23 protein-coding genes are annotated in these 25,999 nt (G+C 70.4%); 18 read left to right on the top strand and 5 right to left on the bottom strand.

Going from position 1 to position 25,999, the window contains the following annotated elements; all coding sequences use genetic code 11:
- Window positions 1–7 precede the first annotated feature (7 nt).
- Window positions 8–685 (bottom strand): potassium channel family protein, encoded by a 678-nt coding sequence (locus ACIOMQ_RS15205; RefSeq protein WP_401267262.1) that lies wholly within the window; start codon window positions 683–685, stop codon window positions 8–10.
- Between the two features lie 66 nt (window positions 686–751).
- Here ACIOMQ_RS15205 and ACIOMQ_RS15200 point away from each other — a divergent pair, with 66 nt between their 5' ends.
- Window positions 752–1,312 carry an HIT domain-containing protein gene (locus ACIOMQ_RS15200; RefSeq protein ID WP_362205583.1) on the top strand — a complete coding sequence of 187 codons (561 nt, stop codon included), beginning with the start codon at window positions 752–754 and terminating at the stop codon, window positions 1,310–1,312.
- A 76-nt stretch (window positions 1,313–1,388) separates the two neighbouring features.
- Here the strand turns inward: ACIOMQ_RS15200 and ACIOMQ_RS15195 are convergent, their stop codons facing one another.
- On the bottom strand, window positions 1,389–3,059 hold the full coding sequence (locus tag ACIOMQ_RS15195) for a hypothetical protein (protein ID WP_362205586.1): 1,671 nt from the start codon (window positions 3,057–3,059) through the stop codon (window positions 1,389–1,391).
- Between the two features lie 147 nt (window positions 3,060–3,206).
- Complete coding sequence (locus ACIOMQ_RS15190; RefSeq protein ID WP_402189170.1) at window positions 3,207–5,432, bottom strand: elongation factor G-like protein EF-G2; 2,226 nt, start codon at window positions 5,430–5,432, stop codon at window positions 3,207–3,209.
- A 268-nt stretch (window positions 5,433–5,700) separates the two neighbouring features.
- Between ACIOMQ_RS15190 and pgsA the strand changes: the two genes are divergently transcribed.
- From pgsA to ACIOMQ_RS15115, 15 genes are all read left to right on the top strand, one after another.
- Entirely contained in the window at window positions 5,701–6,381 is a 681-nt protein-coding gene (gene pgsA / locus ACIOMQ_RS15185) for a phosphatidylinositol phosphate synthase (RefSeq protein ID WP_401938661.1), read from the top strand.
- Window positions 6,378–7,322, top strand: coding sequence for a phosphatidylinositol mannoside acyltransferase (locus tag ACIOMQ_RS15180; RefSeq protein ID WP_402127723.1), 945 nt, complete (start codon window positions 6,378–6,380; stop codon window positions 7,320–7,322). The genes pgsA and ACIOMQ_RS15180 overlap by 4 nt, the downstream gene beginning before the upstream one ends.
- Window positions 7,319–8,527 carry a glycosyltransferase family 4 protein gene (locus ACIOMQ_RS15175; RefSeq protein WP_362205598.1) on the top strand — a complete coding sequence of 403 codons (1,209 nt, stop codon included), beginning with the start codon at window positions 7,319–7,321 and terminating at the stop codon, window positions 8,525–8,527. Before ACIOMQ_RS15180 ends, ACIOMQ_RS15175 begins: the two co-directional genes overlap by 4 nt.
- A gap of 305 nt (window positions 8,528–8,832) precedes the next feature.
- Window positions 8,833–9,330: a hypothetical protein gene (locus ACIOMQ_RS15170; RefSeq protein WP_362205794.1), complete on the top strand. Its 498-nt coding sequence runs from the start codon at window positions 8,833–8,835 to the stop codon at window positions 9,328–9,330.
- A 240-nt stretch (window positions 9,331–9,570) separates the two neighbouring features.
- Window positions 9,571–10,491 carry a pyridoxal 5'-phosphate synthase lyase subunit PdxS gene (gene pdxS, locus ACIOMQ_RS15165; RefSeq protein WP_362205601.1) on the top strand — a complete coding sequence of 307 codons (921 nt, stop codon included), beginning with the start codon at window positions 9,571–9,573 and terminating at the stop codon, window positions 10,489–10,491.
- A 6-nt stretch (window positions 10,492–10,497) separates the two neighbouring features.
- Window positions 10,498–11,091 (top strand): pyridoxal 5'-phosphate synthase glutaminase subunit PdxT, encoded by a 594-nt coding sequence (gene pdxT, locus ACIOMQ_RS15160; protein ID WP_362205604.1) that lies wholly within the window; start codon window positions 10,498–10,500, stop codon window positions 11,089–11,091.
- A 61-nt stretch (window positions 11,092–11,152) separates the two neighbouring features.
- The gene (locus ACIOMQ_RS15155; RefSeq protein WP_362205607.1) at window positions 11,153–11,905 is read left to right on the top strand and encodes a YebC/PmpR family DNA-binding transcriptional regulator; all 753 of its coding nucleotides are present in this window, start codon (window positions 11,153–11,155) and stop codon (window positions 11,903–11,905) included.
- Between the two features lie 124 nt (window positions 11,906–12,029).
- Entirely contained in the window at window positions 12,030–12,602 is a 573-nt protein-coding gene (gene ruvC / locus ACIOMQ_RS15150) for a crossover junction endodeoxyribonuclease RuvC (protein WP_030918815.1), read from the top strand.
- Window positions 12,599–13,225, top strand: coding sequence for a Holliday junction branch migration protein RuvA (gene ruvA / locus ACIOMQ_RS15145; protein WP_362205611.1), 627 nt, complete (start codon window positions 12,599–12,601; stop codon window positions 13,223–13,225). The genes ruvC and ruvA overlap by 4 nt, the downstream gene beginning before the upstream one ends.
- A 94-nt stretch (window positions 13,226–13,319) precedes the next feature.
- Window positions 13,320–14,417 (top strand): Holliday junction branch migration DNA helicase RuvB, encoded by a 1,098-nt coding sequence (gene ruvB, locus ACIOMQ_RS15140; protein ID WP_401267248.1) that lies wholly within the window; start codon window positions 13,320–13,322, stop codon window positions 14,415–14,417.
- Window positions 14,418–14,581: 164 nt separating this feature from the next.
- The gene (yajC, locus tag ACIOMQ_RS15135; protein ID WP_362205616.1) at window positions 14,582–15,073 is read left to right on the top strand and encodes a preprotein translocase subunit YajC; all 492 of its coding nucleotides are present in this window, start codon (window positions 14,582–14,584) and stop codon (window positions 15,071–15,073) included.
- A 146-nt stretch (window positions 15,074–15,219) separates the two neighbouring features.
- Window positions 15,220–16,947: a protein translocase subunit SecD gene (secD, locus tag ACIOMQ_RS15130; protein WP_362205619.1), complete on the top strand. Its 1,728-nt coding sequence runs from the start codon at window positions 15,220–15,222 to the stop codon at window positions 16,945–16,947.
- A 1-nt stretch (window position 16,948) separates the two neighbouring features.
- Window positions 16,949–18,052 carry a protein translocase subunit SecF gene (secF, locus tag ACIOMQ_RS15125; protein ID WP_401267243.1) on the top strand — a complete coding sequence of 368 codons (1,104 nt, stop codon included), beginning with the start codon at window positions 16,949–16,951 and terminating at the stop codon, window positions 18,050–18,052.
- Window positions 18,049–18,603: an adenine phosphoribosyltransferase gene (locus ACIOMQ_RS15120; RefSeq protein WP_362205625.1), complete on the top strand. Its 555-nt coding sequence runs from the start codon at window positions 18,049–18,051 to the stop codon at window positions 18,601–18,603. The genes secF and ACIOMQ_RS15120 overlap by 4 nt, the downstream gene beginning before the upstream one ends.
- A gap of 169 nt (window positions 18,604–18,772) precedes the next feature.
- A complete protein-coding gene (locus ACIOMQ_RS15115) occupies window positions 18,773–21,346 on the top strand; it encodes a bifunctional (p)ppGpp synthetase/guanosine-3',5'-bis(diphosphate) 3'-pyrophosphohydrolase (RefSeq protein ID WP_362205628.1) in 2,574 nt (857 codons plus the stop codon).
- Window positions 21,347–21,430: 84 nt separating this feature from the next.
- On the opposite strand, the gene ACIOMQ_RS15110 is transcribed toward ACIOMQ_RS15115, so the two are convergent.
- Both ACIOMQ_RS15110 and ACIOMQ_RS15105 read right to left on the bottom strand, forming a co-directional pair.
- A complete protein-coding gene (locus tag ACIOMQ_RS15110; protein WP_362205631.1) occupies window positions 21,431–22,660 on the bottom strand; it encodes a DUF349 domain-containing protein in 1,230 nt (409 codons plus the stop codon).
- A 202-nt stretch (window positions 22,661–22,862) separates the two neighbouring features.
- Window positions 22,863–23,651: a peptidylprolyl isomerase gene (locus ACIOMQ_RS15105; protein ID WP_401755483.1), complete on the bottom strand. Its 789-nt coding sequence runs from the start codon at window positions 23,649–23,651 to the stop codon at window positions 22,863–22,865.
- A gap of 148 nt (window positions 23,652–23,799) precedes the next feature.
- Between ACIOMQ_RS15105 and ACIOMQ_RS15100 the strand changes: the two genes are divergently transcribed.
- Together ACIOMQ_RS15100 and hisS are read left to right on the top strand one after the other, a co-directional pair.
- A complete protein-coding gene (locus ACIOMQ_RS15100; RefSeq protein WP_401755486.1) occupies window positions 23,800–24,486 on the top strand; it encodes an MBL fold metallo-hydrolase in 687 nt (228 codons plus the stop codon).
- Between the two features lie 13 nt (window positions 24,487–24,499).
- The gene (gene hisS, locus ACIOMQ_RS15095; protein WP_401267238.1) at window positions 24,500–25,762 is read left to right on the top strand and encodes a histidine--tRNA ligase; all 1,263 of its coding nucleotides are present in this window, start codon (window positions 24,500–24,502) and stop codon (window positions 25,760–25,762) included.
- Window positions 25,763–25,999 lie beyond the last annotated feature (237 nt).

The following is a 25,999-nucleotide window of genomic DNA, read 5'->3' as shown; positions in this document are numbered from 1 at the left end:
CGAAGAGCTAGCGGCTCTCCGGGGGCCTCTTCCCGTCCTCTCGCCGGAACACTTGCAGCAGCCACGACGAGAACGACCCCGTCACCGCTCCCAGCAGTGCCAGACCGCAGGCCATCAGGCCCGACGCCACGACCCGGCCGCCCGGTGTGACCGGCACCGCGTCCCCGTACCCCACGGTCGTGAGCGTCTCGCAGGCCCACCACGCCGCGTCGCCCAACGTGCGGATCGACGCATTCTTCGCGGCGTGCTCCTGGTGGTACACGGCGAGCGCGGCGGAGAAGCCGAGCAGCAGGGCGCTGGCACCGGCATACGCGATCACGCGGGCGTACAGGCTCAGCCGTGGTTGCTCCCTGCGCTGCTGGACAGCCGTGTAGACCCGGATCAGGCGCAGTGGCCGCAGCAGGGGGAGCAGCAGCACCACCGTGTCGAGCCAGTGCACACGGACGAAGCGGTGGCCGAGGCCGCTGAGGCGGAGCCGTACGGCGTAGTCCGCGGCGAAGGCCAGCCAGGTGGTGCCGACCAGGGCGAGGGCGAGGGCGCGCCATGGCCCGGCGTGGTGCGGGGCGAGCACGCGGACCGCGTAACCGAGCAGGAAGAGCAGGGACACGCCGAAGAGCGGCACTTCCGTGCGCTGTTCCCAGCGCCTGAGACGAGGCGGGGCGGAGACCGCGGGCTGGTCGCTCATCGCCCCAGCATTGCCGGGCACCGACGGGTGCGGCCCCGGCGACACGCTTGCCGGGAGCGAAGCAATATGCTGATCGGCATGACGAGTGAGCCGGAGCAGCAGATCGGAGTGGGGACGCCCGACGCGTTCCAGCGCCTGTGGACGCCCCACCGGATGGCGTACATCCAGGGCGAGAACAAGCCGTCCGGTCCGGAGGCCGGCGACGGCTGTCCGTTCTGCGCGATTCCGTCGCAGTCGGACGAGGACGGCCTTGTCGTCGCGCGCGGCAGGAGTGTCTATGCCGTGCTGAATCTGTATCCGTACAACGGTGGGCACCTGATGGTGGTGCCCTACCGGCATGTCGCGGACTACACGGAGCTGGACGGTCCGGAGACCCTGGAGCTGGCCGACTTCACCAAGCGGGCGATGGTGGCTCTGCGAACGGCGTCGGGAGCACACGGGTTCAACATCGGTATGAACCAGGGTTCCGTGGCGGGCGCCGGTATCGCGGCCCATCTGCATCAGCATCTGGTGCCGCGCTGGGGTGGTGACACCAACTTCATGCCGGTGGTCGGGCACACGAAGGTACTGCCGCAACTGCTCGCCGATACGCGCAAGATGCTGGCCGACGCCTGGCCGGTGGACTGATCCGGGCTGTCGTCTCCGCCTGATTCCGGGAGGCCGCCCCGGCACGTCGCGACGCGCCGGGGCGGCCTCCCGCCGACTATGCGTCGTACAGGTCGGCCTTGCGCGGGGTCGGGTCCTGGACCGCTCCGCTCAGGATCATCGAGCGGTTGTCGAAGCGTTCGGTGTCGACGCCGTTCTCCTCCAGGACGCGCAGGGCTGCGTTGTGCACGGCGCGCAGGACGGGGGTGGCGGCGCGCATCGCGTCGTCGGCCATGAAGCGGTGGCGCCACGGCTTCTCGGCCCAGGCGTGACGCAGGCCGAACGGCTCGGGCAGGGCGATCTTGCCGCCCAGGTAGTCGAGGAGCGGCGGGTACCAGGTGAACGGCGCACGCAGGGCGAGGCGGACGACCTCCTGGGGCTCGACCAGCGCGAGGGTGATGTCGCGGGTCTCCCAGAACCGGACGGTCTTGTTGACCGTCCTGGTCTTGGCCGCGGGCTTGCTGGTGAAGAGCGAATGGACCGGGCCGAGCGCGTGTCCGGTGACTTCGATGCGCAGGGTTTCGTAGAGCACCGTGACCGTGATCATCATGGTGATGACCAACTGGCCGTCCCAGAGGGTGAACTGGACGCCCAGGTAGTGCCGGTCGCCGCCGCCGAACTGCTGGTGGTTGCAGATTCGCTGTATCTCGTGCGGCTTGACCTGGAAGGTGGCGACGTCGTCGCCGTCGGGGCGGGAGACCGAGTCCGCGTTCTCACCGACGGGCGAGACGATCCAGTGGGTGACCGACGGGGTGGGGAATCCGCCGGTGTTCAGCGGGCCGCGCTCCAGCACCTTGAGCTGGTCGTGGATGGCCCGTATCAGGTCCCAGCTGCGGAACTGGTGGAATTCCTTGCCGGGTTCCTTGGAGACGAGCTCTTCGGCCAGCTGCCAGCTGCCCCAGCGGGTTCCCATGCCGAGGATTCCCTTGGGGCCGGCGTAGAAGACCGAGTTGGACTGCTGCTCGGCGGAGAGCTTCTGCAGGCCCTGGCGGAGTGCCTCGCGGGAGGTCTCGTTGGGGTTCTTGGGCACCGCCTCGGGGATCTTGGCGATGACGCCGCCGCCGGAGAGCAGTCCTTCCCAGCGGGCACGCATGTCCTTGGCGGAGGATTCCGCGATCCGTCTGGCGATGAGCCAGCCGACGACGGGGGCGACGATCATCGCCCGCACGTAGAGCGCCAGGAATCCGGTGACCGGCAGTTTGACCAGGAAGAACAGGGCCACGATGCCGATGATCGGGAGCAGGACGTTGCCCAGGGTGGCGAGGGCCTTGTCCTTGGTGCCGCCGAGCCAGTCGCGCAGCCGGAAGGCGACGACCCAGAGGATCATGCCGGGCAGGAAGAGAAAGCCGAACAAGGCCGTGACGGCGGTCAGTTTGGTGTCGCGCGCCTTGCGGAGACGGGTCGCGGACAGGCAGTGCTCGACGACGGCCTGAGGGTCGGTGCCGAAGGACTGGATGAGGGCTTTCCGGGCGCCGCCCAGCGTGCGTTCCTGGACGGCGCGGGAGAACGCCTCGCCGAGGTTGGGCTTGAAGTAGTCGGACTTGAGGAATTTGGAGCGGCCCGCCTTGACTTCGGACTTGTGCCACTCGCTGTTGGCGTCAAGGATCTTCTCCACCGGGCTGTCGCGGTACGCGGCGGAGGCGAGGGCGTTCGTCGCCACCGCCTGTCCGCCCGAGCCCTGGAGCGGGATCTGCGCTCCCGGAGAGAAATCGAATCCGTCGTTGGCCACTGTCGCCCCCACTCGCCGCCAAGGAACTGCTCCTGCGGCTGTTTCCCAACTGCCGTGCCCGGCACACCTTCTGAGCTGGGACCACAGCGTATCGTCCGGATCACTGCGCCGCCCGCTCTTGTGGACAAGGGCGGGCGGCGCAGACGATTACGCATCATTCGGGTTGTTCTGCTGCTGTTCGTGGACGCGTTCCGCCAGCTGCGGGGGCATGGCTTCGTGCCGGGCGTACGCCCGGTCGAAGCGCCCGGCGCCATGGGAGAGGGAGCGGAGCTCGATCGCGTACCGGCCGATCTCCAGCTCGGGCACCTCGGCCCGTACGAGGGTGCGTCCGGGGCCGGACTGCTCGGTCCCGATCACTCTGCCCCGCCGTCCGGACAGGTCGCTCATCACCGGCCCGACGTAGTCGTCGGGGACCAGGACCCGGATCTCCGCGACGGGTTCGAGGAGCTGGATGCGGGTGTCCGAGGCCGCTTCGCGCAGGGCCAGCGCGCCCGCCGTCTGGAACGCGGCGTCGGAGGAGTCCACCGAGTGGGACTTCCCGTCCCGCAGGGTGACGCGTACGTCGACGAGCGGATGCCCGGCCGCCACTCCGCGGGCGGCCTGGGCGCGCACGCCCTTCTCGACGGACGGGATGAACTGGCGCGGTACTGCTCCGCCGACCACCTTGTCGACGAATTCGATGCCCGATCCCGGTGGCAGCGGCTCCACGTCGATCTCGCAGATGGCGTACTGGCCGTGGCCGCCGGACTGCTTCACATGCCGGCCGCGCCCGGTCGCGGGGGCGGCGAAGGTCTCGCGCAGCGACACCTTGTGGGGCACGGCGTCGACCTGGACTCCGTAGTGGCTGCGCAGCCGGTCCAGCGCCACGTCCTGATGGGCCTCGCCGAGGCACCACAGGACCACCTGGTGGGTGTCCTGGTTCTGTTCGAGGCGCATGGTCGGGTCCTCCGCGACGAGCCGGGAGAGGCCCTGGGAGAGCTTGTCCTCGTCGGCCTTGCTGTGCGCCTCGATGGCGAGCGGCAGCAGGGGGTCGGGCGTGGTCCAGGGGTCCAGCAGCAGCGGCTGGTCCGTGGGGGAGAGGGTGTCCCCGGTCTCGGCGCCGGCCAGCTTGGCGACGCAGGCCAGATCTCCGGCGATGCACGCCGTGAGGGGGCGCTGCTGTTTGCCGAACGGGGAGGAGAGCGCGCCGACGCGTACCTCCGCCTCGTGGAAGGGGCGGGTCTCGCGGCCGGGGTCGGTGAGGCCGTGGCCGAAGACGTGGACGGTGTCGTCGGGGCGCAGGGTGCCGGAGAAGACGCGTACGAGCGAGAGCCGGCCGACGTACGGGTCGGAGGCCGTCTTGACGACCTCGGCGAGGAGCGGGCCCCGCGGGTCGCAGGTGAGGACCGGGCGAGGCGCTCCGTGCAGGGGGGTGACCTCGGGGAGCGGACGCTCCAGCGGAGTGGGGAAGCCGCCGGTGATGAGGTCGAGGAGCTCGACGGTGCCGACGCCCTGGCGGGCGCCCTCGGCGGCGGGGGCCGCGGTGAGGACGGGGTGGAAGGCGTCCCGGGCGATCGCGCGTTCCAGGTCGTCGACGAGTGTCTTGATGTCGATGTCGGCCCCGTCGAGGTAGCGGTCCATCAGGGTCTCGTCCTCGCTCTCGGCGATGATCCCCTCGATGAGCCGGTTGCGGGCCTCCTGGAGCGGGGCCTGCTGGGCACCGGCGGGCGGGTTCTCCCGCCGCTCTCCCGACGTGTAGTCGAAGATCCGCTGGGTGAGGAGCCCGGTGAGTCCGGTGAGCGGGGCGTGCCCGTCGGGGCCCTCGGGGCCGTGGACGGGCAGGTAGAGCGGGAGCACCGCGTCGGGGTCGTCGCCGCCGAAGATCTCGCCGCAGATCCGGGTCATCCGGTCGAACGAGGTGCGCGCGGTGTCGAGGTGGGTGACGACGATGGCGCGCGGCATGCCGACGGCGGCGCACTCGTCCCACACGGCGCGGGTCGTGCCCGCCACGGCGTCGGCCTCCTGAGCGGCGGACACGACGAAAAGGGCCGCGTCCGCCGCCCGCAGACCGGCCCTGAGTTCCCCGACGAAATCCGCGTATCCGGGGGTGTCCAGAAGATTGATCCGGTACCCGCCCCATTCGACGGGGACGAGGGAGAGCTGTACGGAGCGTTGCCGGCGGTGTTCGATCTCGTCGTAGTCGGAGACCGTCGCGCCGTCCTCGACCCGGCCCGCCCGGTTGACCGCGCCCGCGGTGAGCGCGAGAGCCTCGACGAGGGTGGTCTTGCCGGAGCCGCTGTGGCCGACCAGCACCACATTGCGTATCGACGCGGGCTGGTCGGCCGTCGCCGCCCTGCCGGCGGCCCCGGTGTGTGCGTGTGCCTTGTCGCCCATGATGCGTGCCTCCCAGATAGTGGCGCGGAGCGGGAAGAGAATCCGGCGCGGTGTGGGGAGAAGGGTGCACGGGCACGGGGGAGCCGCCGCGGCGGCTACGGCGACGCCCGCGGTATTTCGAGCTTTGCACTCACACCGGGTCGCGTCCATACGTCGGGCGCCGCCGCGCGAGGCCGGGTGCCCGGAAGGTGGAGTCCGGCGGGCGTGACTACGATGGGCCAGCCGGTGGCCGAAGGGGCCGCTCGGCCCACCGACCCTCGGGAAGGCCATGCTGAACAAGTACGCGCGTGCATTTTTTACGCGTGTCCTCACACCGTTCGCCGCACTGTTGCTCCGTCTCGGCGTGAGCCCTGACGCGGTCACTCTGATCGGTACGGCCGGGGTGATGGCAGGTGCGCTGGTCTTCTTCCCCATGGGGGAGTTCTTCTGGGGCACGATCGTCATCACGATCTTCGTCTTCTCCGACCTCGTCGACGGCAACATGGCCCGGCAGGCCGGCATCTCCAGCCGCTGGGGCGCGTTCCTGGACTCGACCCTGGACCGGGTCGCCGACGGGGCGATCTTCGGCGGGTTCGCGCTCTGGTACGCGGGCAAGGGCGACGACAACGTGCTGTGCGCGGTCGCGATCTTCTGCCTGGCGAGCGGCCAGGTGGTCTCGTACACGAAGGCGCGCGGCGAGTCGATCGGGCTGCCGGTCGCGGTCAACGGGCTCGTGGAGCGTGCCGAGCGGCTGGTTATCTCGTTGGTCGCGGCCGGGTTCGCGGGGCTCCACAAGTTCGGTGTCCCCGGGATCCAGGTGCTGCTGCCGATCGCGCTGTGGATCGTCGCCGCGGGCAGCCTGGTGACGCTCGTGCAGCGGGTCGTGACCGTGCGCCGCGAGTCCGCCGAGGCCGACGCCGCCGAGGCGGCCGAGGCCGCTGCGGACCGGGGGAGGGGAGCCGCGCAGTGAGCGGCGCACCGGGTGACGCGCGGAGCAGCCTGCGGGACCGGCTGACCGACGGGCTGTACGGGCTCGGCTGGGCCGCCGTGAAGAAGCTCCCCGAGCCGGCCGCCCGGACGCTCTTCCGCACCATCGCCGACCAGGCGTGGAAGCGGCGGGGCAAAGGCGTCCTGCGGCTGGAGGCGAATCTGGCGCGGGTCGTGCCCGAGGCGTCCCCGGCCCGGCTCGCCGCGCTCTCCCGGGCCGGGATGCGCTCGTACATGCGCTACTGGATGGAGTCGTTCCGGCTGCCCACCTGGAGCCCGGCACGGATCAAGGCGTCGATAGACGTGACGGACGCGTACCGGCTGACCGACGGCCTGGCCACCGGCCGCGGCGTCATCCTCGCCCTGCCGCACCTGGGGAACTGGGACCTGGCGGGAGCCTGGGTCACCACCGATCTCAAGGTGCCCTTCACCACGGTCGCCGAGCGGCTCAAGCCGGAGACGCTCTACGACCGGTTCGTGGCCTACCGGGAGGGGCTCGGCATGGAGGTCCTGCCGCACAGCGGCGGCGCCGCCTTCGGCACCCTGGCCCGGCGGCTGCGCGCGGGCGGCCTGGTCTGCCTGGTCGCCGACCGCGACCTGTCGGCCTCCGGCGTCGAGGTGGCGTTCTTCGGGGACACCGCGCGCATGCCCGCGGGACCGGCGCTGCTGGCCCAGCAGACCGGGGCACTGCTGCTGCCGGTGACGCTCAACTACGACGAGACGCCCGTGATGAAGGCGCGTATCCATCCGCCCGTCGAGGTGCCCGAGTCGGGCAGCCGCACGGAGAAGACGTCCTCGATGACGCAGGCGCTCGCCGATGCCTTCGCCGTCGGGATCGCCGACCATCCGGAGGACTGGCACATGCTGCAGCGGCTCTGGTCGGCCGATCTGGAGAACCGGGAGAACCGGGAGGACCGGCCGTGAAGATCGGCATCGTGTGCCCGTACTCCTGGGACGTCCCGGGCGGTGTGCAGTTCCACATCCGCGACCTCGCCGAACACCTGATCCGTCTGGGACATCAGGTGTCGGTGCTGGCGCCCGCCGACGACGAGACACCGCTGCCGCCGTACGTGGTCTCGGCGGGCCGGGCCGTGCCCGTCCCGTACAACGGCTCCGTGGCCCGGCTGAACTTCGGCTTCCTCTCGGCAGCCCGGGTGCGCCGCTGGCTGCACGACGGCACCTTCGACGTGATCCACATCCACGAGCCGACGTCGCCGTCGCTGGGGCTGCTCGCCTGCTGGGCCGCGCAGGGGCCGATCGTCGCCACCTTCCACACCTCCAACCCGCGCTCCCGGGCCATGATCGCCGCGTACCCGATCCTGCAGCCCGCGCTGGAGAAGATCAGCGCGCGCATCGCGGTGAGCGAGTACGCGCGCCGGACCCTGGTCGAGCACCTCGGCGGCGACGCGGTCGTCATCCCGAACGGCGTCGACGTCGGCTTCTTCGCCGGAGCCGAACCCAAGGCCGAGTGGCAATCAGAGGGGGCGCGAAGCTCGGTCGAGGGCGGTGGCGGGAGACGGGAGGGCGGCACCATCGGCTTCATCGGGCGCATCGACGAGCCGCGCAAGGGCCTGCCCGTCCTGATGAGGGCGCTGCCCGCGATCCTCGCCGCCCGTCCGGACACCAGGCTGCTGGTGGCGGGCCGCGGCGACGAGGAGGAGGCGGTCGCCTCGCTGCCCGCGCAGATGCGCGGACGCGTCGAGTTCCTCGGCATGGTGAGCGACGAGGACAAGGCGCGGCTGCTGCGCAGCGTCGATGTGTACGTCGCGCCCAACACGGGCGGCGAGAGCTTCGGGATCATCCTGGTCGAGGCGATGTCGGCCGGTGCGCCGGTCCTCGCCAGCGATCTGGACGCGTTCGCGCAGGTCCTGAATCTGGGCGCGGCGGGCGAGCTGTTCGCCAACGAGGACGCGGACGCGCTGGCGGCGGCGGCGGTGCGGCTGCTCGGCGACCCGGAGCGGCGTGCGGAGCTGCGCGAGCGGGGAGCCGCGCACGTGCGGCGCTTCGACTGGTCGACTGTAGGGGCCGACATCCTCGCGGTGTACGAGACGGTGACGGACGGCGCGGCGTCGGTGGCTGCCGACGAGCGCACGGGCCTGCGGGCGCGTTTCGGACTGGCGCGGGACTAAGGGCTGTCCCGTAATCCCCGGCGGGCGTGCGACGACGGCTATGGCACCTCGCCGCGTTGTCGGAACGCCCGAGTGCATCCAGTATTCGGGCGTCCCTCCGCCTTGCGATGCACCGCATCCGACGCCGCACACTGATCCACCAGGGATTACGGGACAGCCCTTAGGGCGGGCCTGACCAGGGCGGTCCTTGTCCCGGCCCTGGTCCTTGATTGCCGGGCGGCCGCACCGTCCGCGCCCCGACGGTAGCCTTGCCGCCCGTGATCGAAACCCTCATCTGGATCGCCGTCGCGATCGTCGCGACCGGTATGTACCTCAGCTGGACCGCCGGACGGCTGGACCGGCTGCACGCCCGCATCGACGCCGCCCGTGCGGCCCTCGACGCGCAGCTCCTGCGTCGCGCCTCGGTCACCCAGGAACTGGCCACATCGGGTGTTCTCGACCCGGCCGCGTCCATCGTGCTGTACGAGGCCGCGCACGCCGCCCGTCAGGCGGAGGAAGAACACCGCGAGGTCGCGGAGAGCGAGCTGAGCGCCGCCCTGCGGGCGGTCTTCGGCGAGACGGCGCAGGTGGAGACCGTGAAGGAGATCCCCGGCGGCGAGGAGGCGGCGTCCGAGCTCGCCGCGGCCGTGCGCCGGGTCCCGATGGCCAGGCGGTTCCACAACGACGCGGTGCGCGCGGCGCGGGCGCTGCGTCGGCACCGCACCGTGCGATGGTTCCGGCTGGCCGGGCACGCGCCGTTCCCGCTCGCCTTCGAGATGGACGACGAACCGCCGGTCGCCCTGGCGGACCGCCCCGTCAGCTGACCCGGCGGCCCCGCCCGCCCGCGTGCGTGACGTCGTCGACCGCCCAGGGCAGGAACAGGAAACCGTGGGCGGCGGCCCCGCTCGCCCCGGGCGTGACCGGGCTCACAACCCCTCCCGTACGCGTTCAAAACGATCCACCGGCCTCCTATTGGCCCTTGCTGTGGACCGGTTCCGGAGAGTTTCCTCAGCACTGCACCCATCAGCGCTTTCAGCAACTTTTTCTCCGAGTGAGGTCGATCCGTGTCCACGCTTCCCACCACCCCGCAGTCCGCCGACTCCCCGGCCATCGGCACCGCCCGCGTCAAGCGGGGCATGGCCGAGCAGCTCAAGGGCGGCGTGATCATGGACGTCGTCAACGCCGAGCAGGCGAAGATCGCCGAGGACGCGGGCGCCGTGGCCGTCATGGCCCTGGAGCGGGTGCCGGCCGACATCCGCAAGGACGGCGGCGTGGCCCGGATGTCGGACCCGACCATGATCGAGGAGATCATCGAGGCCGTCTCCATCCCCGTGATGGCGAAGTCCCGCATCGGGCACTTCGTCGAGGCCCAGGTCCTCCAGTCCCTCGGTGTCGACTACATCGACGAGTCCGAGGTCCTCACCCCGGCCGACGAGGTCAACCACAGCGACAAGTTCGCCTTCACCACCCCGTTCGTCTGCGGCGCCACGAACCTGGGCGAAGCCCTGCGCCGCATCGCCGAGGGTGCGGCCATGATCCGTTCGAAGGGCGAGGCCGGCACCGGAAACGTCGTCGAGGCCGTCCGCCACCTGCGCCAGATCAAGAACGAGATCGCCCGGCTGCGCGGCTACGACAACAACGAGCTGTACGCCGCCGCCAAGGACCTCCGCGCCCCGTACGAGCTGGTCAAGGAGGTCGCCGAGCTCGGCAAGCTGCCCGTCGTGCTGTTCTCCGCGGGCGGCGTCGCCACCCCCGCCGACGCCGCGCTGATGCGCCAGCTCGGCGCCGAGGGCGTCTTCGTCGGCTCCGGCATCTTCAAGTCCGGCGACCCGGCCAAGCGCGCCGCCGCCATCGTGAAGGCCACCACCTTCTACGACGACCCGAAGATCATCGCGGACGCCTCCCGGAACCTGGGCGAGGCCATGGTCGGCATCAACTGCGACACCCTGCCCGAGGCCGAGCGCTACGCCAACCGCGGCTGGTAGTCCCTGATGAGCGACACCCCTGTGATCGGAGTCCTGGCTCTCCAGGGCGACGTACGGGAACACCTGATCGCCCTGGCCTCGGCGGACGCCCTGGCCAGGCCGGTCCGGCGTCCCGAGGAACTCGCCGAGGTCGACGGCCTGGTCATTCCCGGCGGCGAGTCCACCACGATGTCCAAACTGGCTGTCCTGTTCGGCATGCTGGAACCGCTGCGCGAGCGGGTCCGGGAGGGAATGCCGGTCTACGGCACCTGCGCCGGAATGATCCTGCTCGCCGACAAGATCCTCGACCCGCGCGCGGGCCAGGAGACGGTCGGCGGGATCGACATGATCGTGCGCCGTAATGCCTTCGGGCGACAGAACGAGTCCTTCGAGGCGGCCGTGGAGGTCGCCGGCATCGGGGGCGGCCCGGTCGAGGGCGTGTTCATCCGCGCCCCGTGGGTGGAGTCGGTCGGAGCGCGGGCCGAGGTGGCGGCGGAGCACGGCGGTCACATCGTCGCCGTCCGCCAGGGAAACGCACTGGCGACGTCCTTCCACCCGGAACTGACCGGAGACCACCGGGTTCACGCGTTGTTCGTGGACATGGTGCGCGCAGTCGGCTGACTCGATCCCGGTAGGATCTCTCGGGTTCCGATCGATTTTGGTGACGCGAAGGAGAAGGCAGATGTCCGGCCACTCTAAATGGGCTACGACGAAGCACAAGAAGGCCGTGATCGATGCCAAGCGCGGCAAGCTCTTCGCGAAGCTGATCAAGAACATCGAGGTCGCGGCCCGCACCGGCGGTGTGGACCCCGAGGGAAACCCGACCCTCGTGGACGCGATCCAGAAGGCGAAGAAGAGCTCCGTACCGAACAAGAACATCGACTCCGCGGTCAAGCGCGGTGGCGGTCTCGAAGCGGGCGGCGTCGACTACCAGACGATCATGTACGAGGGTTACGGCCCGAACGGTGTCGCGGTGCTCATCGAGTGCCTCACCGACAACCGCAACCGTGCCGCGTCCGACGTGCGTGTCGCGATGACCCGCAACGGCGGCTCGATGGCCGACCCGGGTTCGGTCTCGTACCTCTTCAACCGCAAGGGCGTCGTCATCGTCCCCAAGGGCGGGCTGACCGAGGACGACGTCCTGGGCGCCGTGCTCGACGCGGGCGCCGAGGAGGTCAACGACCTCGGTGACACGTACGAGGTCGTCAGCGAGGCCACCGACATGGTCGCGGTCCGCACCGCGCTCCAGGAGGCCGGCATCGACTACGACTCCGCCGAGGCCAACTTCCTGCCCACCATGCAGGTCGAGCTGGACGAGGAGGGCGCGCGCAAGATCTTCAAGCTGATCGACGCGCTGGAGGACAGCGACGACGTGCAGAACGTCTTCGCCAACTTCGACGTCTCGGACGAGGTCATGGAGAAGGTCGACGCCTGAGCCGGCACCGGCACAGCCTTCAGGGACGGGCCGACGGGGACACACCCCGTCGGCCCGTCGCATTGTCAGTGCGAGCCGATAGCCTGCGGGAACAGTTGACCGATCGGTACGGAGGGGGCGTCGCATGCGGGTACTCGGTGTCGACCCGGGGCTGACCCGGTGCGGTGTCGGTGTCGTCGAAGGCGTTGCCGGGCGGCCCCTGACGATGCTCGGTGTCGGCGTCGTCCGCACCCCGGCCGACGCCGAGCTCGGCCACCGGCTGGTCGCCATCGAGCGCGGCATCGAGGAATGGCTCGACGAGCACCGGCCCGAATTCGTCGCCGTGGAGCGGGTGTTCAGCCAGCACAACGTCCGTACGGTGATGGGCACCGCCCAGGCCAGCGCGGTCGCCATGCTCTGCGCGTCCCGGCGCGGCATTCCCGTCGCCCTGCACACCCCCAGCGAAGTCAAGGCGGCCGTCACCGGCAGTGGCCGTGCCGACAAGGCGCAGGTCGGTGCCATGGTGACCCGGCTGCTGAGGCTCGACGCCCCGCCGAAACCGGCCGACGCGGCCGACGCCCTCGCGCTCGCCATCTGTCACATCTGGCGCGCGCCCGCGGTAAACCGCCTCCAGCAGGCACACGCGGCAGCCGCCGCGGCCCGTACCCCGCGCGTTCCCCGTACACCCGCAGTCCCCGTCCGGAAGGTCCCCCGATGATCGCCTTCGTCAGCGGCCCCGTCGCCGCACTCGCCCCGACCACGGCCGTGATCGAGGTCGGCGGCATCGGCATGGCCGTCCAGTGCGCGCCGAACACCCTCGCCGGCCTCCGGATCGGCAAGGAGGCCAGGCTGGCCACCTCCCTCGTCGTACGGGAGGATTCGCTCACCCTCTACGGCTTCGCCGACGACGACGAGCGGCAGGTCTTCGAGCTGCTCCAGACCGCCAGCGGAGTCGGTCCCCGGCTCGCCCAGGCCATGCTCGCCACCCATACCCCGGACGCCCTGCGGATCGCGGTCGCCACCGGCGACGAGAAGGCGCTCACCGCCGTCTCCGGCATCGGCAAGAAGGGCGCGCAGAAACTCCTCCTCGAACTGAAGGACAGGCTCGGCGAGCCCGTCGGCGCGCAGATCGGCCGACAGGGCATCGGCACGGCAGTCACCTCCTCCTGGCGCGACCAGCTGCAGGCGGCCCTGATCGGTCTCGGCTACGCCACCCGCGAGGCCGACGAAGCGGTCACCGCGGTCACCCCGCAGGCCGAGGCGGCGCTGGCCGAGAGCGGGCAGGCGCCCGTGCCGCAGCTGCTGCGCGCCGCGCTGCAGACCCTCAACCGCGCGCGCTGAGCGGAGCGCGGCACCCCGGGGGGCACCGACTCCCCTCCCCGACGCCGGGCCGGGCACCGCACGGCACCGAAACACCCGAGGCGGGACAGACTGAATGAACTGGGACGACACCGGACCCGACACCGGATCCGACACCGACGAGCGCCTTGGCGAGCGCCTCGACGAGCGTCTTGTCGACGCCGGCGCGGACGGCGAGGACACCGCGGTCGAGGCGGCGCTGCGGCCGAAGGACCTCGACGAATTCGTCGGCCAGGAGAAGGTGCGCGAACAGCTCGACCTGGTCCTCAAGGCGGCCAAGGCCCGGGGAGCCACCGCCGACCATGTCCTGCTCTCCGGCGCCCCCGGCCTCGGCAAGACCACACTCTCCATGATCATCGCGGCCGAGATGGACGCGCCGATCCGGATCACCTCCGGCCCCGCCATCCAGCACGCGGGTGATCTCGCCGCGATCCTCTCCTCGCTCCAGGAGGGCGAGGTCCTCTTCCTCGACGAGATCCACCGCATGTCGCGGCCCGCCGAGGAAATGCTCTACATGGCGATGGAGGACTTCCGCGTCGACGTCATCGTAGGCAAGGGACCCGGCGCCACCGCCATCCCGCTGGAACTGCCGCCCTTCACCCTGGTCGGCGCCACCACCAGGGCCGGACTGCTGCCGCCCCCGCTGCGCGACCGCTTCGGCTTCACCGGGCACATGGAGTTCTACGCCCCCACCGAACTGGAACGCGTCATCCACCGCTCCGCCCGCCTTCTCGACGTGGCGATAGACACGGACGGCGCCGCCGAGATCGCCGGGCGGTCCCGCGGCACCCCCCGGATCGCCAACCGGCTGCTGCGCCGCGTCCGGGACTACGCCCAGGTCAAGGCCGACGGGCGGATCGACCGCGCCGTCGCCTCCGCGGCCCTCGGCGTGTACGAGGTCGACGCCCGCGGTCTCGACCGGCTGGACCGGGCGGTGCTCGGCGCCCTGCTGAAGCTCTTCGGCGGCGGTCCCGTCGGGTTGTCGACCCTCGCGGTGGCCGTGGGCGAGGAGCGCGAAACGGTCGAGGAGGTCGCCGAGCCCTTCCTCGTACGGGAGGGGCTGCTGGCCAGGACTCCGCGGGGGCGCGTCGCGACACCCGCGGCCTGGGCCCACCTCGGCCTCGTGCCGCCGCAGCACGGCGGAAAGGGACAACAGGGCCTGTTCGGGGCGTGATGAGTCACAGGTTCACCCGGACAGGAACCACCGAGCGGCGCCGGGCGTTGTTCCATCGATGCGGACTCGCTTAGACTCCGCCGATGCCGCCCTTACAGGTCGGTGTACCCACCCCCGTAGATCAGGCCGCCCTCCAGCGCGGTCGTGCGAAGGAAACTCGTCCCGTGAATCCCGTGACTCTCCTCCCCTTCATCGTGCTCATCGGGGCCATGTTCCTGATGACGCGGTCCGCCAAGAAGAAGCAGGCGGCCGCCGCCCAGATGCGCAATGAGATGCAGCCCGGCACCGGCGTCCGGACGATCGGGGGCATGTACGCCACCGTCAAGGAGCTTCACGAAGACACGGTTCTCCTTGAGATCGCGCCCGGCGTCCACGCCGTCTACGCCAAGAACGCCATCGGCGCCGTCCTCGACGACGCGGAGTACAACCGCATCGTCCACGGCGACGACGAGAACGCCCTCGACATCGACGGCGCGGTCGTGCCGGACGACGCCTCCTCGCTGACCGGGGCCGACGCCGACGAGGACACCTCGGACGACGCCAAGATCGACCTGGGCAAGAAGGCCGAGGCCGACGCCGGCGACGCCGAGCCGACGGATGCCGAGTCCGACAAGAAGTCCGAGGGCAAGACCGACGGCGAGGCCGACGCGAAGTAACCCACGACCCGGGGATGCCGTGAGCCCACCGGCATCCGGCACTCCCCGGACCGTGCGGTCTTCTGCGGGGGCGGGTCCCCACTACACTTCGTGGCCGCTCGGGCGCGTACCCGGCGCGGGGCGGTTGGACAGGGAGAAACGAGAAGGTGGCAGCACCGAAGAAGAGCCGAGGGCCGGCCGGCGGTCAGGGCAGGCCGGGGCGTTCCCTGGCTCTGATCCTGATCGCCATGGTCGCGCTCACCGGCGGGATGTTCCTGGCCGATCAGCCGACCCCACGTCTGGGCATCGACCTGGCGGGTGGCACGTCCATCACGCTCGAGGCGAAGAGCGAGCCGGGCCAGGAATCGGCGATCAACAAGACCAACATGGACACCGCGGTCCAGATCATGGAACGCCGTGTCAATGGTCTGGGTGTCTCCGAGGCCGAGGTCCAGACGCAGGGCGATCGCAACATCATCGTCAACATCCCCAAGGGCACGAATTCCGCCCAGGCCCGTGAGCAGGTCGGTACCACCGCCAAGCTCTACTTCCGGCCGGTGCTGACCGTCGCCCAGGGCACGCCCACGCCGACACCCAGCACCACGTCGTCCGGCAAGCCCAGCCCGGGCGCCTCGGCGGGGGCCGACGGAAAGGCGTCGTCGACGCCGAATCCGAGCGCCACCACCCAGGGCCGCGCGGTCACCGACGGCCTCAAGGCCGACTCCTCGCCCACCCCGAAGGCGAGCACCACCCCGAAGGCGGGCACCACGCCGTCGGCATCCGCCGCCGACGAAGCGGCCGCCGCCAAGCTGCAGAAGCAGTTCGAGGAGCTCGACTGCTCCAGCAAGGCATCCCGGTCCAAGGCCGCCCAGGGCGCCAAGCCGACCGATTCGGTCGTCGCGTGCAGCTCCGAGGGCGACGCCAAGTACATCCTGGGCCCGGCCGAGGTGTCCGGCACCGAGGTCGACAACGCCAAGGCCGGCTTCGACCAGCAGCGCGGCATGTGGATCGTCAACATGGAGTTCAGCAAGCAGGGCTCCAAGCAGTTCCAGACGATCACCAAGAAGCTCTCCGCGCAGCAGCCCCCGCAGAACCAGTTCGCCATCGCCCTGGACGGCGAGGTCGTCTCGGCTCCCCAGGTGAACACGACGCTCAGCGGCAGCGCCGAGATCTCCGGCAGTTTTACCCAGCAGTCCGCCGAGGACCTGGCCAACGTCCTCTCCTACGGTGCGCTCCCGCTCTCGTTCAAGGAGCAGAGCGTCACCACCGTCACCGCCGCGCTCGGTGGCGAGCAGCTCCAGGCGGGTCTGATCGCGGGCGCCATCGGTCTGGCCCTCGTGGTCATCTACCTGGTGGTCTACTACCGCGGCCTCGCGCTCATCGCCCTCCTGAGCCTGCTGGCCTCCGGCGTCCTGACCTACACGCTCATGTCGCTGCTCGGACCGGCCATCGGCTTCGCGCTGAACCTCCCGGCGGTCTGCGGCGCCATCGTGGCCATCGGTATCACCGCGGACTCCTTCATCGTGTACTTCGAGAGAATCCGCGACGAGATCCGCGAGGGCCGTACGCTCCGCCCGGCCGTCGAGCGCGCCTGGCCGCGCGCCCGGCGCACCATCCTGGTCTCCGACTTCGTGTCGTTCCTCGCCGCCGCGGTGCTCTTCGTGGTCACCGTCGGCAAGGTCCAGGGCTTCGCGTTCACGCTGGGTCTCACCACCCTGCTCGACGTGGTCGTGGTGTTCCTCTTCACCAAGCCCGTCATGACGCTGATGGCCCGTACGAAGTTCTTCTCCAGCGGTCACCCGTGGTCCGGTCTGGACCCGAAGCGGCTCGGTGCCAAGCCGCCGCTGCGCCGCTCGCGCCGTGTCAACGCCCCCACTGACCCGAAGGAGGCGTGAGATGTCGCGACTCGGCAGTCTCGGCGCCCGTCTCTACCGCGGCGAGGTCGGCTACGACTTCATCGGCAAGCGCAAGATCTGGTACGGGATCTCGATCCTGATCACCATCACGGCCATCGTCGGCCTGGCGGTCAGCGGCCTGAACATGGGCATCGAGTTCAAGGGCGGCGCGGTCTTCACCACCACGAAGACGAATGTCGGCGTCGCCCAGGCGGAGGACCTGGCCACGGAGGCCTCCGGCCACCAGGCGATCGTCCAGAAGCTCGGCAACGGCGGTCTGCGCATCCAGATCACCGAGGTCGACACCGCGAAGTCCGACCAGATCAAGAACCAGCTCTCCAAGGACCTCGACGTCCCGACCGAGAAGATCGCCGCGGACCTGGTCGGCCCCAGCTGGGGTGAGCAGATCGCCAACAAGGCGTGGACCGGTCTCGGCATCTTCATGGTCCTCGTGGTGATCTACCTGGCCATCGCCTTCGAGTGGCGCATGGCCGTCGCGGCCCTGGTCGCACTGATCCACGACATCACCATCACGGTCGGTGTCTACGCCCTGGTCGGCTTCGAGGTCACGCCGGGCACCGTGATCGGTCTGCTGACCATCCTCGGTTACTCCCTCTACGACACGGTCGTCGTCTTCGACAGCCTCAAGGAGGGCACGAACGGGATCACCAAGCAGACCCGGTGGACGTACAGCGAGATCGCCAACCGCTCCATCAACGGCACGCTGGTCCGTTCCATCAACACCACCGTCGTGGCGCTGCTGCCGGTCGCCGGTCTGCTGTTCATCGGTGGCGGTGTCCTCGGCGCCGGCATGCTGAACGACATCTCCCTGGCGCTCTTCGTCGGCCTCGCCGCCGGTGCGTACTCCTCGATCTTCATCGCCACCCCGCTCGTCGCCGACCTCAAGGAACGCGACCCGCAGATGAAGGCCCTGAAGAAGCGGATCCTCGCCAAGCGCGCGGCGGCCGCCGCCAAGGGCGAGTCCGCCGAGGACGAGCAGCCGGACGACGACTTCCCCCAGGACGCCGCACCCGCCGCCGCGGTCGTCGGCCAGCGCCAGCAGCCCCCCAGGGGCCACGGCCGGACCCCGGGGAAGCGTCGATGACCAGCAGCACCACCGAGACCACCCGCGAGCTTCTGCTCAGCCGGATCCGCGATGTGCCGGACTACCCCAAGCCGGGGGTGCTGTTCAAGGACATCACCCCGCTGCTCGCGGACCCGGCAGCGTTCGCGGCCCTCACCGAGACCCTCGCGGAACTCTGCGTACGCCACGGCGCCACGAAGATCGTCGGCCTTGAGGCACGCGGCTTCATCCTGGCCGCCCCGGTCGCGATCCGGGCCGGGCTCGGCTTCGTACCCGTCCGCAAGGCCGGGAAACTGCCGGGAGCCACGCTCAGCCAGGCGTACGAGCTGGAGTACGGCACCGCCGAGATCGAGATCCACGCGGAGGACCTGTCCGCGGACGACCGGATCATGGTCATCGACGACATCCTCGCGACCGGTGGCACCGCCGAGGCCTCGCTGGAGCTGATCCGGCGTGCCGGTGCCGAGGTCGCGGGTGTCGCGGTCCTCATGGAGCTCGGATTCCTGCCCGGTCGCGCCCGTCTGGAGCAGGGCCTGCGCGGCGCCCCGCTGGAGGTTCTGATCACGGTCTGAGTGACAGCGGACCGCACGTGGCAACGGCTCATGCGCGAAGGACGGGCATCCGGGAACAACCGGGTGCCCGTCCCGCGTTGTGAGGGGTCTCACGGTCCCCGGGGGAGGACCGGCCACAGGGTCGATACGATGGCCTTTCCGGGTACCCGGATCCGCACGAGGAGCGCTCTTGCCAGACGAGGCCCAGCCAGTCGCCGCCCCGCAGCCCGACAAGCCCGCGGCGGCCTCAGCCGTGCCCGGGAAGAAGCAGCCCGCGCAGAAGCCGAAGCCCCCGGCGCCCGAGCCCGGTGCGGGCGCGGTGCCGGCCGGGGGAGCGGCGCTGCGGCCCGCCCCCGCCTCGCCCGCCCAGCCGGCTGCCCCCGCCTCCCCGGCCGCGTCCGCCGCGAAGCCCCCGTCGAAGCCCGCCGCCAAGCCCGTCACCCCGGCGGCTCCCGCGTCCCGCTCCGGCGGCTCCTCCAATCGGGTACGGGCCAGGCTCGCCCGCCTCGGTGTGCAGCGCTCCAGCCCGTACAACCCGGTGCTCGAACCACTGCTGCGCATCGTCCGCAGCAACGACACCAAGATCGAGACGGCCACCCTGCGCCAGATCGAGCGCGCCTACCAGGTCGCCGAGCGCTGGCACCGCGGCCAGAAGCGCAAGAGCGGCGACCCCTACATCACGCATCCGCTCGCCGTCACGACGATCCTCGCCGAGCTCGGCATGGACCCGGCGACGCTGATGGCCGGACTGCTGCACGACACGGTCGAGGACACCGAGTACGGCCTGGACACCCTGCGGCGGGACTTCGGCGACCAGGTCGCCCTGCTGGTCGACGGTGTCACCAAGCTGGACAAGGTCAAGTTCGGCGAGGCCGCGCAGGCCGAGACCGTACGCAAGATGGTCGTCGCCATGGCCAAGGACCCCCGGGTCCTGGTCATCAAGCTCGCCGACCGGCTGCACAACATGCGCACCATGCGCTACCTCAAGCGGGAGAAGCAGGAGAAGAAGGCCCGCGAGACGCTTGAGATCTATGCCCCGCTGGCCCACCGCCTGGGCATGAACACCATCAAGTGGGAGCTGGAGGATCTCGCCTTCGCGATCCTCTACCCCAAGATGTACGACGAGATCGTCCGCCTCGTCGCCGAGCGGGCCCCCAAACGCGACGAATACCTCGCCATAGTGACCGACGAAGTCCAGGCCGACCTGCGTGCCGCCCGGATCAAGGCCACCGTCACGGGGCGGCCGAAGCACTACTACAGCGTCTACCAGAAGATGATCGTGCGGGGCCGGGACTTCGCCGAGATCTACGACCTGGTGGGCATCAGGGTCCTCGTCGACACCGTCCGCGACTGCTACGCGGCGCTCGGCACCGTCCACGCGCGATGGAATCCGGTCCCCGGCCGGTTCAAGGACTACATCGCGATGCCCAAGTTCAACATGTACCAGTCGCTGCACACCACGGTGATCGGTCCCAGCGGCAAGCCGGTCGAGCTGCAGATCCGCACGTTCGACATGCACCGCCGTGCCGAGTACGGCATCGCCGCGCACTGGAAGTACAAGCAGGAGGCCGTCGCGGGCGCCTCCAAGGTGCGCACCGACGTGCCGAAGAACACCGGCCGCGGCCAGGACACCGTCAACGACATGGCGTGGCTGCGCCAGCTCCTGGACTGGCAGAAGGAGACCGAGGACCCCAGCGAGTTCCTGGAGTCCCTGCGCTTCGACCTCTCCCGCAACGAGGTCTTCGTCTTCACGCCCAAGGGCGACGTCATAGCGCTCCCCGCGGGTGCGACGCCGGTCGACTTCGCGTACGCCGTGCATACGGAGGTCGGCCACCGGACCATAGGGGCGCGGGTCAACGGACGGCTCGTCCCGCTCGAATCGACCCTCGACAACGGCGACCTGGTGGAGGTCTTCACCTCCAAGGCGGCCGGCGCCGGCCCGTCCCGGGACTGGCTGGGCTTCGTCAAGTCGCCCCGCGCCCGCAACAAGATCCGCGCCTGGTTCTCCAAGGAGCGCCGCGACGAGGCGATCGAGCAGGGCAAGGACGCGATCGCGCGTGCCATGCGCAAGCAGAACCTGCCGATCCAGCGCATCCTGACCGGCGACTCCCTGGTGACCCTCGCCCATGAGATGCGCTACCCCGACATCTCGTCCCTGTACGCGGCGATCGGCGAGGGCCATGTGGCCGCCGCCGGTGTCGTACAGAAACTCGTCCAGGCACTCGGTGGCGAGGACGCCGCCAACGAGGACATCGCGGAGAGCTCGCCGCCCTCGCGCAGCCGCGGCAAGCGCCGCTCCAACGCCGATCCCGGTGTCGTCGTCAAGGGCGTCGAGGACGTCTGGGTCAAACTGGCCCGCTGCTGCACGCCCGTCCCCGGCGACCCGATCATCGGCTTCGTCACCCGCGGCAGCGGCGTCTCCGTGCACCGTGCCGACTGCGTCAACGTGGACTCGCTGTCCCAGCAGCCGGAGCGGATCCTGGACGTCGAGTGGGCGCCGACCCAGTCCTCGGTCTTCCTGGTCGCCATCCAGGTCGAGGCACTGGACCGGTCGCGGCTGCTGTCGGACGTCACCCGCGTCCTGTCCGACCAGCACGTCAACATCCTGTCGGCGGCCGTGCAGACCTCCCGGGACCGGGTGGCCACCTCGCGCTTCACCTTCGAGATGGGCGACCCGAAACACCTGGGCCACGTACTGAAGGCGGTGCGGGGTGTGGAGGGCGTCTACGACGTCTACCGCGTCACCTCCGCCCGCAGGCCTTGACCGGCGGCTCTGCGCAGACGAGAGGCCCCCTGCACACGTCCCGAGGGACGCGTACAGGGGGCCTCGTCACCACAAGCGGCTTGATCAGCCGCCGAACTCCTCCAGGCCCTTCAGCGCCTGGTCCAGCAGTGCCTGCCGGCCTTCGAGCTCCTTGGCCAGCTTGTCGGCCCGGGCGTTGTTGCCCGAGGCACGGGCCGTGTCGATCTGCGTACGCAGCTTGTCGACGGCCGCCTGCAGCTGACCGGTCAGACCCGCGGCGCGCGCACGCGCCTCCGGGTTCGTCCGGCGCCACTCCGACTCCTCGGCCTCCTGGAGGGCCCGCTCCACCGCGTGCATCCGCCCCTCGACCTTCGGGCGGGCGTCACGCGGCACATGGCCGATGGCCTCCCAGCGCTCGTTGACGGCCCGGAACGCGGCCCTGGCCGCCTTCAGGTCCTTCACCGGCACCAGCTTCTCGGCCTCGGCCGCGAGCTCCTCCTTGAGCTTGAGGTTCTCGCCCTGCTCCGCGTCCCGTTCGGCGAACACCCCGCTGCGGGCGGCGAAGAAGACGTCCTGAGCACCGCGGAAACGGTTCCACAGGTCGTCCTCGGCCTCGCGCTGGGCGCGGCCCGCCGCCTTCCACTCCGTCATCAGATCGCGATAGCGGGCGGCCGTGGCTCCCCAGTCCGTGGAACCGGACAGCGACTCGGCCTCCGCAACCAGCTTCTCCTTGGCCTTGCGGGCCTCCTCGCGCTGGGCGTCCAGCGAGGCGAAGTGGGCCTTGCGGCGCTTGGAGAACGCCGAGCGGGCATGCGAGAAGCGGTGCCACAGCTCGTCGTCGGACTTGCGGTCGAGCCGCGGGAGGCCCTTCCACGTGTCCACGAGCGCGCGGAGCCGCTCGCCCGCGGAGCGCCACTGCTCGCTCTGCGCCAGCTCCTCCGCCTCGACGACCAGCGCCTCCTTGGCGTGCTTCGCCTCGTCGGTCTGCTTCGCCTTCTGGGCCTTGCGCTCCTCGCGCCGCGATTCGACCGTCGCGCCCAGCGCGTCGAGCCGCTTGCGCAGCGCGTCGAGGTCACCGACGGCGTGATGCTCGTCCACCTGCAGACGCAGATGCTCGATGGCGGTCGTCGCGTCCTTCGCCGACAGGTCGGTGGTCTTCACCCGCCGTTCGAGGAGGCCGATCTCGACCACAATGCCCTCGTACTTGCGCTCGAAGTAGGCCAGAGCCTCCTCGGGGGAACCCGCCTGCCACGATCCGACGACCTGCTCGCCATCGGCTGTACGCACGTACACGGTGCCTGTCTCATCGACACGGCCCCACGGGTCGCTGCTCACAGCGCCTCCTCCACCTGATGCCCGCGAGAGGGTTCGCCCCCCTGGCATCGTCCACAGTTTCCTGGGGCGGGCAGCGCCCGCCCTGCACAACGCCAATCTAGGCGACCGGCCGCCCGGCTGTCCGCACTCAGCGCGGCTCAAAATATTCCGGCCCGCGCTTCGCCGTCCTCGCCGGACGGCCCGGTCGGGCCGCCCGGCCGCGTCAGGACTTCGCGACGGCGGCCTTCGAGATGTCCACGGCCTTCTTCGGCGCACCGTCGGCCGCACCGCCGGCGACACCCGCCGCACCGATGCCCTCGACGGCCTTCAGCGAGGCAGCGTCCATCGTGCCGAACGGGGTGTAGGAGGGCGGGAGTTTGCTGTCCTTGTAGACCAGGAAGAACTGGCTGCCGCCGGTGTGCGCCTGGCCGGTGTTCGCCATCGCCACGGTGCCTGCCGGATAGGTCACCGTGCCGTCCTTGGCCGCCTTGCCCAGCGCGGTCAGGTTCTCGTCCGGGATGGTGTAGCCGGGGCCGCCCGTGCCGTCGCCCTTGGGGTCGCCGCACTGCAGGACGAAAATGCCCTGCGTGGTCAGCCGATGGCACTTCGTACCGTCGAAGAAGCCCTTGTCGGCCAGTGACTTGAACGAGTTCGTGGTGTGCGGGGTCTTCGCCGCGTCCATCGTGAACGCGATGTCGCCCTGGTTCGTCTTGATCGACATCGTGTACTTCGACTTCTTGTCGATCTTCATCGCGGGCTCGGGCGCGCTGCTCTCGCTCGCCGACGGCGAAGGCGCCGGGCTCTTGCTCGCGGCCGAGTCGTTCTTGTCCTTCTTGCCGTCGCCGTCGAGGGCGAGGTACGTACCCACCCCGATGACCGCCACCACGGCCACCGCCGACGCGATGACGACCGTCAGCCGCCTCGTCCTGCGGCGGGCCTCCTCCCGGCGCTGCTGCTGCCGCTCGAACTTCTCCCTGGCGAGCTGCCGCCGCCGCTGATCGCTGCTGACCACCGGGTGATCTCCTTGTAGGTCGTCTGATGGGGCCTGGGCTGCCCGTACCGTATATGGGTTAGCTGTGGAATGAGGAGCGCCGGTAGGCTCTGAACTGCCGCGACCTTCTCCGTCGCATTCCGCCGTCGGACGACCAGTAAGGACGATCGTGCTCATTGCCGGGTTCCCCGCCGGGGCCTGGGGGACCAACTGCTACCTGGTCGCCCCGGCCGCAGGCGAGGAGTGCGTGATCATCGACCCGGGCCACCAGGCCGCATCCGGAGTCGAGGAGGCACTGAAGAAGCATCGGCTGAAGCCCGTCGCCGTCGTCCTGACCCACGGCCACATCGACCATGTCGCCTCGGTCGTCCCGGTGTGCGGCGCGCACGGCGTCCCCGCCTGGATCCACCCGGAGGACCGGTACATGATGAGCGACCCGGAGAAGGCCCTCGGCCGCTCCATCGGGATGCCGCTCATGGGCGAGCTGACGGTGGGGGAGCCGGACGACGTCGAGGAACTGAGCGACGGCGCCCTGCTGAAGCTGGCCGGTCTGGAGTTCGGTGTCGCGCATGCGCCCGGCCATACCAAGGGGTCGGTGACGTTCAGGATGCCCGAGGCCGCGGATGTTCCGCAGATCCTCTTCTCGGGCGACCTGCTCTTCGCCGGCTCCGTCGGACGCACCGACCTGCCCGGCGGCGACCACGCCGAGCTGCTCGAGTCGCTGGCGCGCGTGTGCCTGCCGCTCGACGACTCGACCGTGGTGCTGTCCGGCCACGGCCCCCAGACGACCATCGGCCGCGAGCGCGCCTCGAATCCGTACCTGCACGGTATGGACGCGCCCCGACGAGGAATGTGACGAGAGAAATTCCGTGAGCACCTTCAAGGCCCCCAAGGGCACGTACGACCTGACCCCGCCCGACTCCGCGAAGTACCTCGCGGTGCGCGACGCGATCGCCGCACCCCTGAAGAACTCCGGCTACGGCTACATCGAGACGCCCGGTTTCGAGGACGTCGCCCTCTTCTCGCGCGGCGTCGGTGAGTCCACCGACATCGTGACCAAGGAGATGTACACCCTCACCACCAAGGGCGGCTCCCAGCTGGCGCTGCGCCCCGAGGGCACCGCGTCCGTGCTGCGCGCCGCACTGGAGGCCAACCTCCACAAGCTCGGCAACCTGCCCGTGAAGCTCTGGTACTCCGGCTCGTACTACCGCTACGAGCGCCCGCAGAAGGGCCGCTACCGGCACTTCTCGCAGGTCGGTGCCGAGGCGATCGGTGCCGAGGACCCGGCGCTGGACGCCGAGCTGATCATCCTGGCCGACCAGGCCTACCGCACGCTGGGCCTGCGGAACTTCCGTATCCTGCTCAACTCGCTGGGCGACAAGGAGTGCCGCCCCGTCTACCGGGACGCGCTCCAGGGCTTCCTGCGCGAGCTCGACCTGGACGAGGAGACCCGCCGCCGCATCGAGATCAACCCGCTCCGGGTCCTCGACGACAAGCGGCCCGAGGTGCAGAAGCAGCTGGCCGGCGCGCCCGTGCTGCGCGACTACCTCTGCGACGCCTGCAAGGCGTACCACGAGGAGGTGCGCGACCTGCTCTCCGCGGCCGGTGTGGTGTACGAGGACGACGAGAAGCTCGTCCGCGGCCTCGACTACTACACCCGCACCACCTTCGAGTTCGTCCACGACGGACTCGGCTCGCAGTCCGCGGTGGGCGGCGGCGGCCGCTACGACGGCCTGTCCGAGATGATCGGCGGGCCGGCGCTCCCGTCGGTCGGCTGGGCGCTCGGCGTGGACCGCACGGTGCTCGCACTGGAGGCGGAGGGCATCGAGCTCGAACTGCCAGCGGCGACCAGTGTCTTCGCGGTACCGCTCGGCGAGGAGGCCCGGCGGGTGCTCTTCGGGATCGTCACGCAACTGCGCCGCGAGGGCGTGGCAGCGGACTTCGCGTACGGAAGCCGCGGCCTCAAGGGCGCGATGAAGAGCGCCAACCGGTCGGGCGCCCGGTTCACGGTCGTCGCGGGCGAGCGGGACCTGGCAGAGGGCGTGGTCCAGCTCAAGGACATGGAGTCCGGCGAGCAGACGGCGGTCTCCCTGGCGGACGTGGCGCGGACGATCCGCGAGCGCCTGGCCTAGGGCGGGCCGGAATCCCGGCCCGCCCGGCGAACCGGCGCGGCACCCCGGTCGGCCGTCGCGCCGGTCCTTCCACCGGCGGCCTCGTGCACGGCACGAGGCCGCCGACGCACCGGGCCCCAGCACCGGCGGGGTCTCCCCGTACGACCGGTCCCCGACTGCTCGATCACGGCGGCCGGCTCGGGCAGGAACACTCGGCGCAACCCCCGGTCCGTCCGCGGCGACCGGGACGTGACCGCG

The sequence above is a fragment of the Streptomyces sp. NPDC087845 genome (assembly GCF_044742755.1).
GTDB lineage: Bacteria > Actinomycetota > Actinomycetes > Streptomycetales > Streptomycetaceae > Streptomyces.
Note: the sequence above shows the minus strand (reverse complement) of the source record. Positions and strands in the feature narration are given on the sequence as shown.

Coding starts and splice junctions, on each gene's coding strand:
- ACIOMQ_RS15170 (WP_362205794.1), top strand. CDS start 8,833: ATGTACCTCAGCTGGACCGCCGGACGGCTGGACCGGCTGCACGCCCGC.
- ACIOMQ_RS15200 (WP_362205583.1), top strand. CDS start 752: ATGCTGATCGGCATGACGAGTGAGCCGGAGCAGCAGATCGGAGTGGGG.
- ruvA (WP_362205611.1), top strand. CDS start 12,599: ATGATCGCCTTCGTCAGCGGCCCCGTCGCCGCACTCGCCCCGACCACG.
- ACIOMQ_RS15190 (WP_402189170.1), bottom strand. CDS start 5,432: ATGGGCGACAAGGCACACGCACACACCGGGGCCGCCGGCAGGGCGGCG.
- ACIOMQ_RS15155 (WP_362205607.1), top strand. CDS start 11,153: ATGTCCGGCCACTCTAAATGGGCTACGACGAAGCACAAGAAGGCCGTG.
- ACIOMQ_RS15205 (WP_401267262.1), bottom strand. CDS start 685: ATGAGCGACCAGCCCGCGGTCTCCGCCCCGCCTCGTCTCAGGCGCTGG.
- secF (WP_401267243.1), top strand. CDS start 16,949: ATGTCGCGACTCGGCAGTCTCGGCGCCCGTCTCTACCGCGGCGAGGTC.
- ruvB (WP_401267248.1), top strand. CDS start 13,320: ATGAACTGGGACGACACCGGACCCGACACCGGATCCGACACCGACGAG.
- ACIOMQ_RS15120 (WP_362205625.1), top strand. CDS start 18,049: ATGACCAGCAGCACCACCGAGACCACCCGCGAGCTTCTGCTCAGCCGG.
- pgsA (WP_401938661.1), top strand. CDS start 5,701: ATGCTGAACAAGTACGCGCGTGCATTTTTTACGCGTGTCCTCACACCG.
- ruvC (WP_030918815.1), top strand. CDS start 12,030: ATGCGGGTACTCGGTGTCGACCCGGGGCTGACCCGGTGCGGTGTCGGT.
- pdxT (WP_362205604.1), top strand. CDS start 10,498: ATGAGCGACACCCCTGTGATCGGAGTCCTGGCTCTCCAGGGCGACGTA.